The 15,561-nt window shown below is 30.6% G+C and carries 18 protein-coding genes; 14 read left to right on the forward strand and 4 right to left on the reverse strand.

Features of this window, described 5'->3' with window-relative positions; genetic code table 11:
• Window positions 1–85: 85 nt before the first annotated feature.
• On the reverse strand, window positions 86–721 hold the full coding sequence (locus JL193_RS10100; protein ID WP_207970687.1) for a ribonuclease H1 domain-containing protein: 636 nt from the start codon (window positions 719–721) through the stop codon (window positions 86–88).
• Window positions 714–1,286, reverse strand: coding sequence for a phosphoribosylglycinamide formyltransferase (gene purN, locus JL193_RS10105; protein ID WP_207970688.1), 573 nt, complete (start codon window positions 1,284–1,286; stop codon window positions 714–716). The genes JL193_RS10100 and purN overlap by 8 nt, the downstream gene beginning before the upstream one ends.
• A gap of 170 nt (window positions 1,287–1,456) precedes the next feature.
• Between purN and JL193_RS10110 the strand changes: the two genes are divergently transcribed.
• The 5 genes from JL193_RS10110 to pyk all read left to right on the forward strand — a co-directional run bounded on the left by JL193_RS10110 (window position 1,457) and on the right by pyk (window position 5,692).
• Complete coding sequence (locus tag JL193_RS10110) at window positions 1,457–1,693, forward strand: acyl carrier protein (protein WP_004569249.1); 237 nt, start codon at window positions 1,457–1,459, stop codon at window positions 1,691–1,693.
• A gap of 12 nt (window positions 1,694–1,705) precedes the next feature.
• Window positions 1,706–2,959 carry a beta-ketoacyl-ACP synthase II gene (fabF, locus tag JL193_RS10115; protein ID WP_207970689.1) on the forward strand — a complete coding sequence of 418 codons (1,254 nt, stop codon included), beginning with the start codon at window positions 1,706–1,708 and terminating at the stop codon, window positions 2,957–2,959.
• Between the two features lie 3 nt (window positions 2,960–2,962).
• Window positions 2,963–3,700 carry a ribonuclease III gene (gene rnc / locus JL193_RS10120; protein ID WP_207970690.1) on the forward strand — a complete coding sequence of 246 codons (738 nt, stop codon included), beginning with the start codon at window positions 2,963–2,965 and terminating at the stop codon, window positions 3,698–3,700.
• 91 nt (window positions 3,701–3,791) lie between these two features.
• Window positions 3,792–4,262 carry an IPExxxVDY family protein gene (locus JL193_RS10125; protein WP_207970691.1) on the forward strand — a complete coding sequence of 157 codons (471 nt, stop codon included), beginning with the start codon at window positions 3,792–3,794 and terminating at the stop codon, window positions 4,260–4,262.
• 2 nt (window positions 4,263–4,264) lie between these two features.
• On the forward strand, window positions 4,265–5,692 hold the full coding sequence (gene pyk / locus JL193_RS10130; protein ID WP_207970692.1) for a pyruvate kinase: 1,428 nt from the start codon (window positions 4,265–4,267) through the stop codon (window positions 5,690–5,692).
• 217 nt (window positions 5,693–5,909) lie between these two features.
• Here pyk and JL193_RS10135 read toward each other — a convergent pair whose 3' ends face one another.
• The gene (locus tag JL193_RS10135; RefSeq protein ID WP_207970693.1) at window positions 5,910–6,461 is read right to left on the reverse strand and encodes a hypothetical protein; all 552 of its coding nucleotides are present in this window, start codon (window positions 6,459–6,461) and stop codon (window positions 5,910–5,912) included.
• A gap of 78 nt (window positions 6,462–6,539) precedes the next feature.
• Entirely contained in the window at window positions 6,540–8,696 is a 2,157-nt protein-coding gene (locus JL193_RS10140) for a prolyl oligopeptidase family serine peptidase (RefSeq protein ID WP_207970694.1), read from the reverse strand.
• 201 nt (window positions 8,697–8,897) lie between these two features.
• On the opposite strand from JL193_RS10140, the gene trxA reads away from it, so the two are divergent.
• From trxA to JL193_RS10185, 9 genes are all read left to right on the forward strand, one after another.
• Window positions 8,898–9,260, forward strand: a complete 363-nt coding sequence (gene trxA / locus JL193_RS10145) for a thioredoxin (protein ID WP_437440078.1) — start codon at window positions 8,898–8,900, stop codon at window positions 9,258–9,260.
• 351 nt (window positions 9,261–9,611) lie between these two features.
• On the forward strand, window positions 9,612–9,950 hold the full coding sequence (locus JL193_RS10150) for a PadR family transcriptional regulator (protein ID WP_207970695.1): 339 nt from the start codon (window positions 9,612–9,614) through the stop codon (window positions 9,948–9,950).
• Window position 9,951: 1 nt separating this feature from the next.
• Window positions 9,952–10,602 (forward strand): hypothetical protein, encoded by a 651-nt coding sequence (locus tag JL193_RS10155; protein WP_207970696.1) that lies wholly within the window; start codon window positions 9,952–9,954, stop codon window positions 10,600–10,602.
• A 4-nt stretch (window positions 10,603–10,606) separates the two neighbouring features.
• Window positions 10,607–11,254 carry a hypothetical protein gene (locus JL193_RS10160; RefSeq protein WP_207970697.1) on the forward strand — a complete coding sequence of 216 codons (648 nt, stop codon included), beginning with the start codon at window positions 10,607–10,609 and terminating at the stop codon, window positions 11,252–11,254.
• A 2-nt stretch (window positions 11,255–11,256) separates the two neighbouring features.
• A complete protein-coding gene (locus JL193_RS10165) occupies window positions 11,257–11,931 on the forward strand; it encodes a hypothetical protein (protein ID WP_207970698.1) in 675 nt (224 codons plus the stop codon).
• A gap of 2 nt (window positions 11,932–11,933) precedes the next feature.
• Entirely contained in the window at window positions 11,934–12,608 is a 675-nt protein-coding gene (locus JL193_RS10170; protein WP_207970699.1) for a hypothetical protein, read from the forward strand.
• A gap of 4 nt (window positions 12,609–12,612) precedes the next feature.
• Entirely contained in the window at window positions 12,613–13,311 is a 699-nt protein-coding gene (locus JL193_RS10175) for a hypothetical protein (protein ID WP_207970700.1), read from the forward strand.
• Window positions 13,312–13,370: 59 nt separating this feature from the next.
• Window positions 13,371–14,837, forward strand: coding sequence for a DUF5687 family protein (locus tag JL193_RS10180; RefSeq protein ID WP_207970701.1), 1,467 nt, complete (start codon window positions 13,371–13,373; stop codon window positions 14,835–14,837).
• A 23-nt stretch (window positions 14,838–14,860) separates the two neighbouring features.
• A complete protein-coding gene (locus JL193_RS10185) occupies window positions 14,861–15,556 on the forward strand; it encodes an ABC transporter ATP-binding protein (protein ID WP_207970702.1) in 696 nt (231 codons plus the stop codon).
• Window positions 15,557–15,561: the final 5 nt, after the last annotated feature.

Raw genomic sequence — 15,561 nt, forward strand, 5'->3', positions numbered from 1 at the left:
AGCGGTTTTATAGATAAATTTAGACGTGCAAAAACATACTTTTTACTTTGAAACTGACATTAAAAACGGCGACTAAAAACTAAAATTACTTCCTCCCAAAATCCGCAGGAATTTCTCCCCAAGCTTTGGTCTCCCATTTTAAAATAGGGTTTTTAAACGTATTTTCTTTTAGCCAATTTTCGGCTCTTTTTATCAATTCTAACAAGTCTTTATTAGAAGCATCAAAAATTATATTGGTTTTGCAACGTTTTTGTTTTACCCAACTCATAGCAATTTTAGAATCCGAATAAATAGGAATATCCTCTTTGTTTTTACTCTTTAAAAGAGCAATTCCATGCACCAAAGCCAAAAACTCACCAATATTATTGGTTCCTTTTTTAAAAGGTCCTTTTCTAAAAATTTCTTTTTTATTATGGGTAAGTACGCCTCTGTATTCCATTTTCCCTGGATTTCCAGCACAAGCAGCATCTACAGAAATGCTTTCTAAATTAGGCGAACCATATTTGGCTTTTTCATTAGCCGGTAAAGTGGGTTTTGTAGTGTTTTTACCTTTATAATCTTCATATTTTTTAGAAAAAGCAATTTCAGCATCATCTAAACTAGCAAAAGATTTGTATTGCGCACCTTCAAATCCGTCAATTTGTTTTTTACAAACCTTCCAAGATGTATAAATTCCCTTTTTGCGCCCATTCCAAACAACATAAAACTTTTGTTTACTCATTAATACTTAAAATTACTTCTTCAATTACTTTTGGAAAATAGGTTTGTTCTAAAACATGAATTTTTTCTGCAATAGTTTCAGGAGTATCTGTATCATTTAACGCCGTTTTTGCCTGAAAAATAATGGCACCCTCGTCGTAATTCGCATTTACATAATGTATTGTAATACCAGTTTCCAATTCTTGGTTCTCTTTTACAACTTTATGAACATGCATTCCATACATTCCTTTTCCACCATATTTTGGCAATAAGGCAGGATGAATATTAATAATTTTTTGGGGAAAATGATTGATAATTCTAGTCGGAATTTTCCATAAAAACCCAGCCAAAATTACAAAATCGGCCTCTTTTTTTAAAATATTTAAAACAAAATCCGATTGCGAAAACTGCGCTCTATTAAAGTGTAAACAACTAATATTTAGGTTTTTACACCTTTCAAAAACTTTGGCATGTTCATTGTTACACAACACTTTGGTAACCTTAGCGGTTTTAGTGTGATTAAAAAACTTAATAATGTTCTCTGCGTTCGAACCAGAACCAGATGCAAAAATAACAATACGCTTCATAACTATATCTCTAAGGTACAAAAAAAAGAAATAATTATAAACAAACCGATTATTTTTGTGAAGATTAAAATATTTTCTTTACATTTAGTAATCATTTTTCGGACAAAAATTAGATATAATTAATAAGATTTGTATTTTTGCCCCGATTTAAAATTTAAAATTAAAAAATTATGTCAGACATTGCATCAAGAGTAAAAGCGATTATCGTAGACAAATTAGGCGTTGACGATAACGAGGTAACAACAGAAGCTAGCTTCACAAACGATTTAGGAGCAGACTCTTTAGATACTGTTGAGTTAATTATGGAATTCGAAAAAGAATTCGATATTCAAATTCCAGACGATCAAGCTGAAAACATCGGTACAGTTGGTCAAGCAGTTAGCTATATTGAAGAAGCAAAAAAATAATACTTAATTTATATGCAGTTAAAACGAGTTGTAGTCACTGGACTTGGCGCATTAACGCCAATTGGTAATAATATTGAAGAATATTGGAACGCCTTAGTTAACGGAGTTAGCGGAGCAGCACCTATCACTTACTTTGATGCTGCCAAGTTCAAAACTCGTTTTGCATGTGAATTAAAAGGGTTTAACGCGACCGATTTTATCGATAGAAAAGAAGCGCGTAAAATGGATAGATTTACGCAATATGCCATGGTAGCTTCAGACGAAGCCATTGCAGATGCGAACTTAAATCTAGACGAAATAGACAAATTACGCGTGGGCGTAATTTGGGGAGCAGGAATTGGAGGTTTAGAAACTTTCCAAAACGAGGCATTAAATTATGGAGCTGGAGATGGCACACCAAGATTTAACCCTTTCTTTATCCCAAAAATGATTGCAGATATCGCTCCAGGAAACATTTCCATTAAAAATGGATTTATGGGACCCAATTATACTACAGTTTCTGCATGTGCATCCTCTGCAAACGCGATGATAGATGCTTTAAACTACATTCGCTTAGGAACTTGCGATGTAATTGTAACTGGAGGCTCTGAAGCCGCTGTTGCAATTGCTGGTGTTGGTGGTTTTAACGCAATGCACGCTTTATCTACAAGAAACGAAAGTCCAGAAACAGCATCAAGACCTTTTGATGCAGAAAGAGATGGCTTTGTTTTAGGAGAAGGAGCAGGTGCCATGGTTTTAGAAAGCTACGAACATGCAAAAGCAAGAGGCGCAAAAATTTATGCAGAAATTATTGGAGGAGGCATGTCTTCTGATGCACATCATATGACAGCTCCACATCCGGATGGAATAGGTGTAATTGCAGTAATGAAAAACTGTTTAGAAAATGCAGGAATTAAACCAGAAGATGTAGATCATATCAATACACATGGTACTTCTACTCCTTTAGGAGATGTTGCCGAATTAAAAGCAATTTCCGAAGTCTTTGGAGATCATGCTAAGACAATCAACATAAACTCAACAAAGTCCATGACCGGTCACTTATTAGGTGCTGCAGGAGCCATTGAGTCTATTGCCTCTATTTTAGCAATGAAACATGGAGTTGTTCCACCAACCATCAACCATAAAAATGTAGATGAAAATATAAATCCAGAATTAAATTTAACACTTAACAAGGCTCAAAAAAGAGAAATAAAAGTGGCAATAAGTAATACTTTTGGATTTGGAGGACACAATGCATGCGTTGCTTTCAAGAAATTAGATGACTAATCTATGAATTTATTTCGTAAAATAGTCCAATCTCATAAAGAAGAAGACGCAGAATTATTTCACGAACTAAAAAAACTACTAAATTTTTCTCCAAAGAGAATAGAAAGATATAAAAAAGCTTTCACACATAGGTCTGTCCAAAAGTTAGATAGCTATGGAAACCCTATTAACTACGAACGATTAGAATTTCTTGGAGACTCTATTTTAGGAGCCGTAATCGCATCTTATTTATACAAAAAAGTACCAGAAGGCACAGAAGGTTACTTAACGCAAATGCGCTCTAAAATTGTAAGTAGAGAACATTTAAACGAACTCGGAAAAGACCTAAACTTAATTAAGTGTGTAAACAGCAATATCGACCAAGCCAATGTTGGCGACAATATCCATGGAAATATTTTTGAAGCTTTAATTGGAGCAATTTATTTAGACAAGGGCTATAATTTTTGTCAGAAATTTATTTACGAAAATGTAATTGTACCTTATGTTGATATTGAAAAACTAGAAGGTAAAATTACAAGTTACAAAGGGTTAATTATAGAATGGTGCCAAAAGCAAAAGAAAAAATATATTTTCGATACCTACGAAGACTCTGGCAACGAAGTTGTAAAACATTTTAGCGTAAAAATAAGTATCGACGGAGAACAAATTGCAAAAGGAAGAGCCACTTCTAAGAAAAAAGCAGAAGAACAAGCATCTAAAAGGGTGTATTATGCTTTTCAAGATCAAATTTCGTTAGATTAAAGCGATAACGTTTTCGTTAAAATAAGCCCGAAAACTCATAAACAATTAGTAATTTAGCGCGCTTATTAAACGCAAAGTAAATTTACAATTTATGCAAATTCATGCTTTAGGTTTAGACGATTTTTGTGAAGAAGAATACTCATTAATTGGTATTCATACAGCATTAGAAGATTACAAACTGGCATATTTGTTAAATAAAAATTTAAATATACGTTTGTCTAAATCGCCAAAAGATTTAGAATTTGAGAGCGACCAAAAAAAAGGATCGTTTTCTCTTTATAATTTCTCAAGCAAAAAATATGACTTTGAGTGGTTTTTAATAGCAAATAGCTTTAAAAGAGAAAACCAAACCGAACCAAACGAATTATTATTAACTACAGAAACAAAAACATATTTAATACCAGAAAAGAAAAAGGTCGACTTTTTTATTAAAATTTCTGGTGAAGTTGGGTACGAATACGTTTCAAAAACGGTAAATAAAATAAAAAGTATTGAGCAGATTATAACATCTTATTCAATAGATAAAAACACACTAAAGTCAAAAGACTTTTTAATATTTTAAGAATGAAACCATACAAAAAAACAAAAATAGTAGCCACTCTAGGTCCAGCTACAGATACTAAAGAAATGCTTAAAGACTTAGCTGTTGCTGGTGTAAATGTCTTTAGAATTAATTTCTCGCATGCAGATTACGACAACGTAAAAGAAAACGTAAAGAGAATTCGTGAAATTAACGAAGAAAACGGATTTAACGTTGCCATTTTAGCAGATTTACAAGGGCCCAAATTACGGGTTGGAGTAATGGAAGAAGACGTTATTTTAAATAATGGCGATCTTTTTACATTCACTACAGAAAGATGCATTGGAAATAAACAAAAAGCGTTTATGACTTATCAACATTTTCCAAAAGACGTAAAAGTTGGAGAACAAATTTTGGTAGATGATGGTAAATTGTTATTCGAAGTTGTATCAACAGATAAAGAAAAAGAAGTCGTTGTAAAAACAATTGTTGGGGGTGCTTTAAAGTCTAAAAAAGGAGTAAACTTACCAAACACAGCCATTTCTTTACCAGCATTAACAGAAAAAGATATGGAAGATGCTGTTTTTGCACTGAGCTTACATGTAGATTGGATGGCACTTTCTTTTGTAAGAACACCAGAAGATTTAAGAATGTTGCGAGATTTAATCGACGAACATTCCGATTATAGAGTTCCTGTAATCGCGAAAATAGAAAAACCAGAAGCTGTAAAAAATATAGATTCTTTAATTCCTTATTGCGATGGATTAATGGTTGCGCGTGGAGATTTAGGAGTCGAAATTCCAATGCAAGAAGTACCTTTAATTCAAAAAATGTTGGTCGAAAGAGCCAAAAAAGCAAGAATTCCAGTAATTATTGCGACACAAATGATGGAAACAATGATCGATAATTCTGTACCAACAAGAGCAGAGGTAAACGATGTTGCAAACTCAATTATGGATGGTGCAGATGCAGTAATGCTTTCTGGAGAAACCTCTGTAGGGAAACACCCTTTAAGAGTCATTCAAAAAATGAGAGAAATTATTGTAAGTGTAGAAAATTCAGAATTAATTAAAGTGCCACACGAAGCACCACATATTAGAACGAACAGATTTATTACAAAATCGGTTTGCCATCATGCAGCTTTAATGGCAAATGATATTGAAGCAGCAGCCATTTCTACCTTAACAAATAGTGGTTATACAGCATTTCAAATTTCTGCTTGGAGGCCACAATCTAAAATATTAGCATTTTCATCTGAAAGAAGAATTTTAGGAAAACTAAACTTACTTTGGGGTGTAAAAGCATTTTATTATGATAAAAATTTAAGTACAGACGATACAGTTGTAGATATTAATAGAATATCGAAAGAAAAAAACTATGTTAAAGAAGGCGATTTAATGATTAACCTTACCTCTATGCCAGTAGAAGAAAAAGGAATGGTAAATACCTTAAGAGTTTCTGAAATAGACTAAGAAATTTATAAAAGTAAGGCTTAAGCAATAACTTTACATAATTAAAAAGAGGCTGTCTCGAAAGTATTAAAATTTGTTATTTCGACGGTAATGGAAAAATCTTATTTATTGAATTTCAGTATTTTAGACTTTTCAACTTCACTAAAAATAACAGTTAAATTTACCTTCGAGACAGCTTCTTTTCTGTTTTTCAAAAAATATTTATTTGACCCATTTTTTAATTGGTAGTAATTGCACTACAACTTTTATTATATGCAATATTTTGTAACGTTATTATAAAATCTGAATAAAAAACGGGAGAACCTGGGTTCGAATCTGTTGAAGAAAACAGAATCCATGCAAAATGTTCTGTTCCGTCAACAGAAATTTTTAAGCCAATATATTTATTTTGAAGTGTTTTGTAGTCGTTTCCAAAACTCTTATCAATATTATTAAAATCTATTTTAGATGCAAATTTTAAATCGTTGTTAATGGTGGTGCCTTTTTCTAGAAAAACGGCATCTACAATTTTATTTTGATTGTTCGTTGCTTTTAAAATTCTTGCAAAACGGTTTCCTGCACGTTCTGTTGTAAATAAAAAATCTTCAACTCCATCTTTATTAATATCTAACGAAACGTTTGTATCGATAGAAAAATTAATGGTTTTATCGAGGTTGGTTGTTTCTAAATCTAAAACATCTAAACAAACAACCTGCTCTACATTAGCGTCACTATTTTGGCAAGAACAAAACCCAATAAACAAAATAGCTATAAATTTTATAATTTTCATCTTAAATGCTTTAGTACTTAGACGTAATTTATAACAATCATTACAAAAAAAACCCATACTTTCGCATCGGTTTTAAGGTTACGATTTAATTTTACTTTTTGGCGGATTTGGCAATTGTTTAAAACCCATGTTGTATAAAGTAAACCCAAAAATATCTGCATATTGCTCAATCGTTTTTGCAACTGGCGTTCCTGCACCATGCCCAGCATTGGTTTCAATTCTTATTAAAACAGGGTTTTTACCAGCTTGTTTTTCTTGTAATTCTGCAGCGAATTTAAAGCTATGTGCTGGCACAACACGATCGTCATGATCTCCAGTAGTTATTAAAGTAGCTGGGTATTTTGTGCCTTTTTTTACGTTATGAACGGGTGAATATCCTTTTAAATAATCGAACATTTCTTTGCTATCTTCTGCAGTACCATAATCGTAAGCCCAACCTGCGCCTGCTGTAAAAGTGTGATAACGCAACATGTCTAAAACACCTACTGCTGGCAAAGCGACTTTCATTAAATCGGGTCTTTGTGTCATGGTTGCACCCACTAGCAAACCACCATTAGAACCTCCACGAATTGCTAAAAACTCACTTGAAGTATATTTTTCGTTGATTAAATATTCTGCAGCAGCAATAAAATCGTCAAAAACATTTTGCTTTTGCATTTTGGTACCAGCATTGTGCCATTTTTTACCATATTCTCCACCTCCACGTAAATTAGGAACTGCATAAACACCACCTTGTTCCATCCAAACAGCGTTTGCAATACTAAAAGACGGCGTTAAACTTACGTTAAAGCCTCCATAACCATATAAAATGGTTGGGTTTTTTCCGTTTAATTCGATGCCTTTTTTATGCGTAATAATCATTGGAATTTTTGTACCGTCTTTTGAGGTGTAAAAAACTTGCTTACTTGTATAATTATCTGAATTAAAAGCAATGGATGGTTTCCAATAAGATTCGTACGTTCCGTCTTTTGGATTAAATTTATAGGAAGAACCTGGAGTGCTATAATTGGTAAATGAAAAGTACAATTCTTTTGCATCAGTTTTTCCACCAAAACCATAAGCGGAACCAACACCTGGTAACTTTATCTCTCTAATTAGTTTTCCATCGAAATCGTATTGTAAAATTTTAGAAACTGCATCTACCATATAATTTGCGAAGAAATAACCAGCACCAGAATTTAAACTCAATACATTTTCTGTTTCAGGAATAAAATCTACCCAATTTTTAGGAGTTGGGTTTTTCGCATCTACAGTAACCACTTTTTTGTTTGGAGCATCTAAATTGGTAACTAAATACAATTTGCTTCCTCTGTTTTCTGCAACATACGTATCACTTTTTACATTATCTATTATGGTAATAAGTTTACTATTTGGTTTCGATAAATCCTTTAAAAACAATTTATTTCCAGAGGTAGAAACGGATGCAGAAATTACTAAATAATTATCGTCTTCTGTAACAGAACCACCAACATACCTGTGTTTTTCGGAAGGTATTTCTCCAAAAATAACAGGATCGTTTTTTTGTGAAGTCCCTAATTTGTGATAATATAATTTGTGTTGATCGGTTTTTGCAGACAATTCACTTCCCTTAGGTTTATCATAAGAAGAGTAATAAAAACCTTCGTTTTTGTACCAAGAAATTCCTGAGAATTTTACATCAACCAACGTATCTTCTTTAATTTCTTTGGATTCTGTATCCATAATAATTATTTTTCTCCAGTCAGAACCACCTTCAGAAATAGCATAGGCAACAGTTTTTCCGTCTTTAGAAAAACTTAAAGCGCCCAAAGAAGTGGTGCCGTCTTTAGAAAAAGTGTTTGGATCTAAAAAAATTTCAGCATCAGAATCTCCTTTTTTTCGATACACAACATATTGGTTCTGTAAACCATCATTTTTATAAAAATAAGTGTAATCTCCTTCCTTAAAAGGGGTACTTACTTTTTCGTAGTTCCATAATTCAGATAAGCGATTTTTTAATTCTTCGCGATATGGAATTTTACTTAAATAATCGAAAGTTACTTTGTTTTCTTCCTTTACCCAAGCTTCGGTTTCTTTGCTTCTATCGTCTTCTAACCATCTGTAATTATCGACAACTTCGGTTCCGAAAATGGTGTCTATTACTGGTTTTTTCGTTGTTTTTGGATAACTCAATTTTATATCTGTAGTTTTAGTTTCAGTTTTGCAAGAAACCACAATTGCACTTGCAAAAAGAATTGGAATTAGTATTTTTTTCATCTTATTAGTAATTTAGTTTTAAAGACCAAAGTTACAGTAAAGATTTTTAGGTAAACAACTTATTTATACTATTTTAACAGATATTTAATGGTTTAAAAAACTGCTAAAAAGCCTAATTGTAAGGTAAAAAGCTTAAAAACGACTACTTTTGCACGATAGTAGAAATGAATTCTTCAATAATTATTGAAGACAAAATATTAAATGATGACAGAAAACTTAACAAAAGAAACCTTCTTAGAAAAGGTTTTTAATTTCGAAGAAAACAAAGAATGGAAATTCGAAGGAAAAAAACCAGCATTGATCGATTTTTACGCAGATTGGTGTGGCCCTTGTAAAATGTTAGCGCCCGTTTTAGAGCAACTTTCAAACGAATACGAAGGCAAAATAGATATTTATAAAATAGATACAGAAGCAGAGCAAGAGTTATCTGCGGCTTTCGGTATTAGAAGTATTCCTTCTATGTTATTTTGCCCTGCAGATGGCGAACCACAAATGGCAAATGGCGCGTTACCAAAAGCAGATTTAGAAAGAGTTATTGCGGAGGTGTTGAAAGTGACAAAATAAGTCCTTTGAAAATTGACTTTTGACGTAAGACTTATTGACTACAAGATTGTCTGTAATTGGTTTTTATCTATTGAGTCGTAAGTATTAATAAAATTAAAAATCCTAAGAATTAATTTTCTTAGGATTTTTTTATGAAAATTTTTATACCTAAGAATTCTATGCATCAAAAAATTATGTATATTTGGTGTGAGTTAAAAAAAACTGTCAGTTCGAGTGAAATTTCTTTTTCAGAAATTTTGTATCGAGAACATATAAAGCTTCTCTCCCGAAACTTCGGGAACAATTTCGATTGAAAAAGTCGAAATCACTCGCAGATACAGTGAAAACAAATACACGATTAAACGTCCATAAATGGGAAATCAAAAATTATACAAAGGATCTTTACAAACCATTATTTTAAAGTTATTAGAAAGTAACGATAAAATGTACGGTTACGAAATTACCCAACATGTAAAGGAGCTTACAAAAGGCGAATTGCAAATTACAGAAGGTGCTTTGTACCCAGCTTTGCACAAATTAGAAGCAGATGGTTTGTTAGATGTAGAGGTGGCAAAAGTGGGCAATAGGCTTCGTAAATACTACAAATTAACCGAAAGTGGCACCAAAGAAACTGCCAATAAGTTAGAAGAAATGCAAGAATTTTTAAAAACGATGCAACGTTTGGTAAATCCTAAATTTAGTTTGGAGTAAGATGAAAAAGAACTACGAAATAACGGAAAAGCAATTGCAGTTTTTGGAGGATTATATCAAAAGAAAAAAGAGATATACAAGCATAGAAGATAGATTAGAATTGTTAGATCATTTAGTTTCTGATTTTGAAATGACTACAGAAAATGGGAATTTATCTCAATATTTAGCAGATAAATCTGTGTTTATTTATAATTATAATTCTTCAAAAGAAAGTGATGTTCATTGGTCTTACCAAAGACAGTTATGGTTTAAGTTTTTTAGTTTTTTCTATTCATTAAAGATGTTACCTATAACTTATGGAACTATTTTTATTTTCTATATTTTATTTTTGGAGATGAATATAGCCACTAAAAAACTGGGTTTTGTTTTTATTACACTAATTATTATTCCAACGATTTATAGTTTTATAAAAACGTATCATAAAAATAAACAAATAAGAAGATTAGTTTCTTTTAAATATTTATTTAATATTATGTCTTTGCCAAATATGTTTTTATATTTATTTACTCCACTTGCAGATTTTTTAAAAGAACATAAATTTTTATTCTTTCTATATGTAATTATTGGTTTTGGTTTACATATTTCAGGCATTCTTTTAATTATTGAAAAAAGGAAACAAATCTTAGAAAAATACAAACACTTGTTAAACTAATGCTATGGAATTAACAAAAGAGCAAATACAAAGAGTAGAACATTATTTAAACGTAAAAAACATTAAATATGCTGATGTTCGTTTTGAAGTTTTAGATCATATAATTACTGATGTAGAAACTACAATTGAGAAAAAGAATATCGATTTTGAAACCGCTTTTTATAAAGTTACCGATAAATGGAACACTCATTTAAAAGAAACGTCAAGTTGGTATTTTGGAGTTGGTTTTTTAGCCCCAAAAATAATCATCAAAAAAGCGAAGAAAATATATGGTAACTATTATTTATTATTATTGGTTTCTTATTTTTTACCTTTTATAGTTTTAACAAAATTAGACTTTACCATACAAAATCCAACAGAAAGTAATTTTTATATACTAATACAGGCTTTTGTAGTTTTTGTTTTTGTGACGTTTTTATATATGTTTTTAAAAAAATCGAACAAAGTAAAAACGACGTATAGTTTTATATTAAATGCTTTAAGCTTAAATACTTTTATGGGTTTAATTGTTTCGATTTGGTTTTTGAATAGTCCAAAAGAATTAGATGGAATTAATATAGGAATGTGTTTTGCATTTATATTTTCTGCCTACAGTTATTATGTATTTTTCAAGAAACATCAAAAAGCAATCAAAAAATATAAAAGTGTTTAACTATGGAATTAACAAATGAACAAGTTTTACAAATAGACAATTATGTGTATGTTTCTGGAGTAAAATTTTTTGATGTTCGCTCGGAAATTGTAGATCATTTTGCTTCTAAATTAGAAGAAAAATTAACTGCAAACCCCAATGTAGATATTGAAAAAGAAATTATTGAAATTCATAAAAACTTCGGTGCTAATGGCTTTAGGGATTTTATAGAACAGAAAAAAAAATCTGTTAAAAAGAAGTTTTATGTGTTGACTTTAAGACACTTGAAAACATTTTTTACACTTCCTAAAATTATAATTTCAACTGCTATTTTTGTTGCTTTAGTTTTCACAATGAATCTACTTGTAGATAAAGAAATGTTTTTTTCAATTTTGAGTGCTATTTTATTAGCTTTAGCTTTTAGATTATTATATAATGTAAATATGAGAGATACTAATAAACATACATTTTTAGTATTGAGTTTAACTATGCATTTTTTTAATGTTTTTTATTTAATGGTTTTGATTTTTAATTTATTCACAAGAAATAGGAATAATGACGATTTTTTAAATAATACTTCCAATTATACTCAAATAGGCATTTTTGTAGTTTTACTTTTATTTTATTGGTCAGGGGAATCTGTGTTTTATCAAAATAAAGATGAAATGAAAAAGCAATACCCTACAATTAAAATATAACCATGGAATTAACAAAAGAACAAATACAATTTATAGACCATCGTTTAGAAAATGAAGGTATAAAATATTGGGACATTCGCATAGAAATGTTAGACCATGTGGTTTCTGATTTAGAAAATAAACTAACATCAGAAACATCTGAATACGATTTTAAAGAATTGGTACAAGAAACTTTTGAAAACTTAGGTTGGAAAGAGAATTTTAATAGTGGAGGTTTTGAAGTTGTATTTCTTAGAAAATGTAAAATCTATGCAAAGTACAGTAATAAAGGAATAATTTCTGAATACAAAAAAAGCTTTTCAGCTTTTAAAACTTTGAGAATTATACTTCTTTTCTTTCTTTACTTATTTATTTTTAGAGAAAACACAACCGTTATAAAATACACAATGGGTTTTGGTTTAATTTTATTTGGAATTGCTTTTATATTTTTCACTTCAAAATATAAAGTCTTTAATTCTTTGAGATTAAATAGGTCAATGATATTTGCAACATTTCCTTTATCGCTTTTTAATTGTTTTATGTTTCTTCCAAAAGTATTTTTTGATTATGAAAAATTAAGTTCTACATATATAACTGCAATTATTGCACTTCTTGTTCCTTTTTTAATAATTGGTATTAATTTTTTGTATAAAGAATTCAAATCTGCTCAAAAGATTTATAATAAATTGATTGATTAAGTTTATGAAACTCACAAACGCTCAAATAGACCAGCTCTACAAATTCACAAGAAAGCACTATGTAGAACATTACGATGTACAAACAGAATTGGTAGATCATTTGGCCAATGATATTGAAGAAATTTGGGTGGCTCAACCACATTTATCATTTGAAGAAGCACGTGACAAATCTTTTAAGAAATTCGGTATTTTTGGGTTTATGGATGTTGTTGAAGCCAAACAAAAACAGATGAATAAACGATATAGAAAAATAATGTGGCGATTTTTTAAAGAATGGTTTACAGTTCCTAAAATTGTAATTACAGTAACTATTTTCCTGTCTCTTTTCTTCGTTTTAAAAATTCCATATTCTGAATTTGTTTTGTTAGGTGCACTCTTTATTTTAATCGTTTTCGACTTGACAAAACAGTCAATTGCAAGAAAAAAACAAAAGAAAAAAGAAGTAAAAAAAGAGAAAGTTTTTCTATTAGAATCTATGATTGGCGAAACAAGACATGGATTTACAGGAATTACTTTTGTGAATCTTTTCAACCTTGTAAATCTTACAAGAGTCAGTTTTAGTTCTTTAGAAAATCACTGGTTATTGCTAATTTCGTTTTCGGCAACCATAATTCTAATTCTGTTTTATGTCACTGCCTATTTAATCCCAGAAAAATCAGAAGAATTACTAATAGAAACGTATCCAGAATATAAATTATCATAAAATTTGTAACAAATTATTTCTTTTGACAACTAATTACAGAACTAACTAATTAAAAACCTATGCTTTCACATTTTTTAAATCTCGAATGGAAACAATATTTTCGTTCTGCTCACTGGCAAAAAGGAATCGCAATTAAAATAATAATGGTCTTTTTTGCCCTTTATTTTATTGTTACTTTCTTAGCCATTGGAGTTGGTGGTTACTACATTCTTAAGAAAGAGTTTCCAGAACAAGATCCATTACAATTGGTAAATTCCTATTTATTATATGCCATTTTTGGAGACCTAATATTTCGATATTTAATGCAAAAATTGCCTGTAATGAATATAAAACCAATGCTAATTTTGCCCATTAAAAAAAGCAAATTGGTGCATTATGTATTGGGGAAATCTTCGGTATCTTTTTTCAACTTTTTAGGTTTGTTTTTTTACGTGCCTTTTGCAGTTGTTTTAATAATAGAGGGTTACAATACTTTGGGGGTTTTGGGTTGGCTATTTGCAATGTTTTTAATTATACAGTCTGCAAATTTTTTAAATTTTTTAATCAATAAAAACAACATTGCCCTAGGCGTTATTGTTGCTGTTTTGCTCACTTTAATTGGCCTACAAAAATTCGATATTTACAATATTACTACTTTGGGAGGTAAAATTTTCGACGCCATTTATGCAAACCCTTTATATTCTTTAATTTTTGTTGCTGTTTTAGCGGTTTTATATCGTTTAAATTTCAAGCAATTATTTGGCCTATTATATTTAGATGAAGCTGTAAAAACAAAGGTAGAAGAAGCAAAATCTGTAGATTTATCTTTTACAGATAAGTTAGGAGATGTTGCACCATTTATAAAAAACGATATGCGCCTTATTTGGAGAAACAAAAGAACAAAAACCGTGTTTTTAATGTCGTTTCTTTTTCTTTTTTATGGATTGATTTTCTTCACACAAAAAACCTACCAAGAAATGCCAGCAATGTTAATGTTTGCAGCCTTATTTGTAACTGGAGGGTTTGCGTTAAATTATGGTCAGTTTATTCCTGCTTGGGACAGTGCACACTACAAAATGTTAATGAGCCAGAGCTTTAAATACAGAAAATTTTTAGAATCTAAGTGGATTTTAATGGTGGTAATGACAACCATTTTGTATTTTTTAAGCTTTCCGTACTTATATCTTGGACTCGATATTTTTTTAATGATTACTGCAGGAGCCATATTTAATATTGGTTTTAACTCATTGTTTTTACTATATGCAGGTTCTTTCAACAGAAAAAGAATCGATTTAAACAAAAGCGGTTTCGGAAACACACAAGGTACAAGTGTCACTCAGTTTTTAATAATTATTCCAATTATGGGAATTCCGATGTTGTTATTTTGGTTGTTCAACAAATTTGTTGGTGGTAATTCTGGGTACATAGCTGTAGCATCTATAGGCGTTATAAGTTTGCTATGTAAAAATTACGCGATGAATTTTATCGAGAAAAAATACATAAAAGACAAATATGTAATGATTAACGCATTCGGAAAAGAAGCATAACACCAAACTTAAAAGAAAACACCATGATTACAATAGATACAATTTCAAAAAAATACGGAAAAGCAGAAGTTTTAAATGTAGCAAAAATAGATATTCCAACAGGACAAAGTTTTGGTTTGGTGGGTAATAATGGCGCAGGAAAAACCACACTATTTAATATATTATTAGACTTAATTAGGCCCACAACTGGTACAATTTCGAACCATAATATTGTGGTAAACGAAAGTGAAGAATGGAAAAATTTTACAGGTTCTTTTATTGATGAATCTTTTTTAATTAGCTATTTAACACCCGAAGAATATTTTAGTTTTATTGGCGATTTACGCGGAATGAACAAAGCCGATGTTGCAAAATTCTTATCAAAATTTGATGAATTTTTCAATGGAGAAATCGTAGGAAAGAAAAAATATTTAAGAGATTTAAGTAAGGGAAATCAAAAAAAAGCAGGAATTGTTGCTGCTTTAATGGGAGAACCACAAGTGGTAATTTTAGACGAACCGTTTGCCAACTTAGATCCCACCACACAAATTAGACTAAAAAAAATCATAAAAGAACTAACCGAAAACAGAGAAATTACGGTTTTAATTTCTAGTCACGATTTAACACATGTAACAGAAGTTTGCGAGCGAATTGTGGTTTTAGACAAAGGAAAGGTGGTAAAAGGCATCGAAACTTCAGAAGCAACTTTAAAAGAATTAGAGAGTTATTTTGCTTTATAGGTTGT

This window comes from Polaribacter batillariae (assembly GCF_017498485.1).
Lineage (GTDB): Bacteria > Bacteroidota > Bacteroidia > Flavobacteriales > Flavobacteriaceae > Polaribacter > Polaribacter batillariae.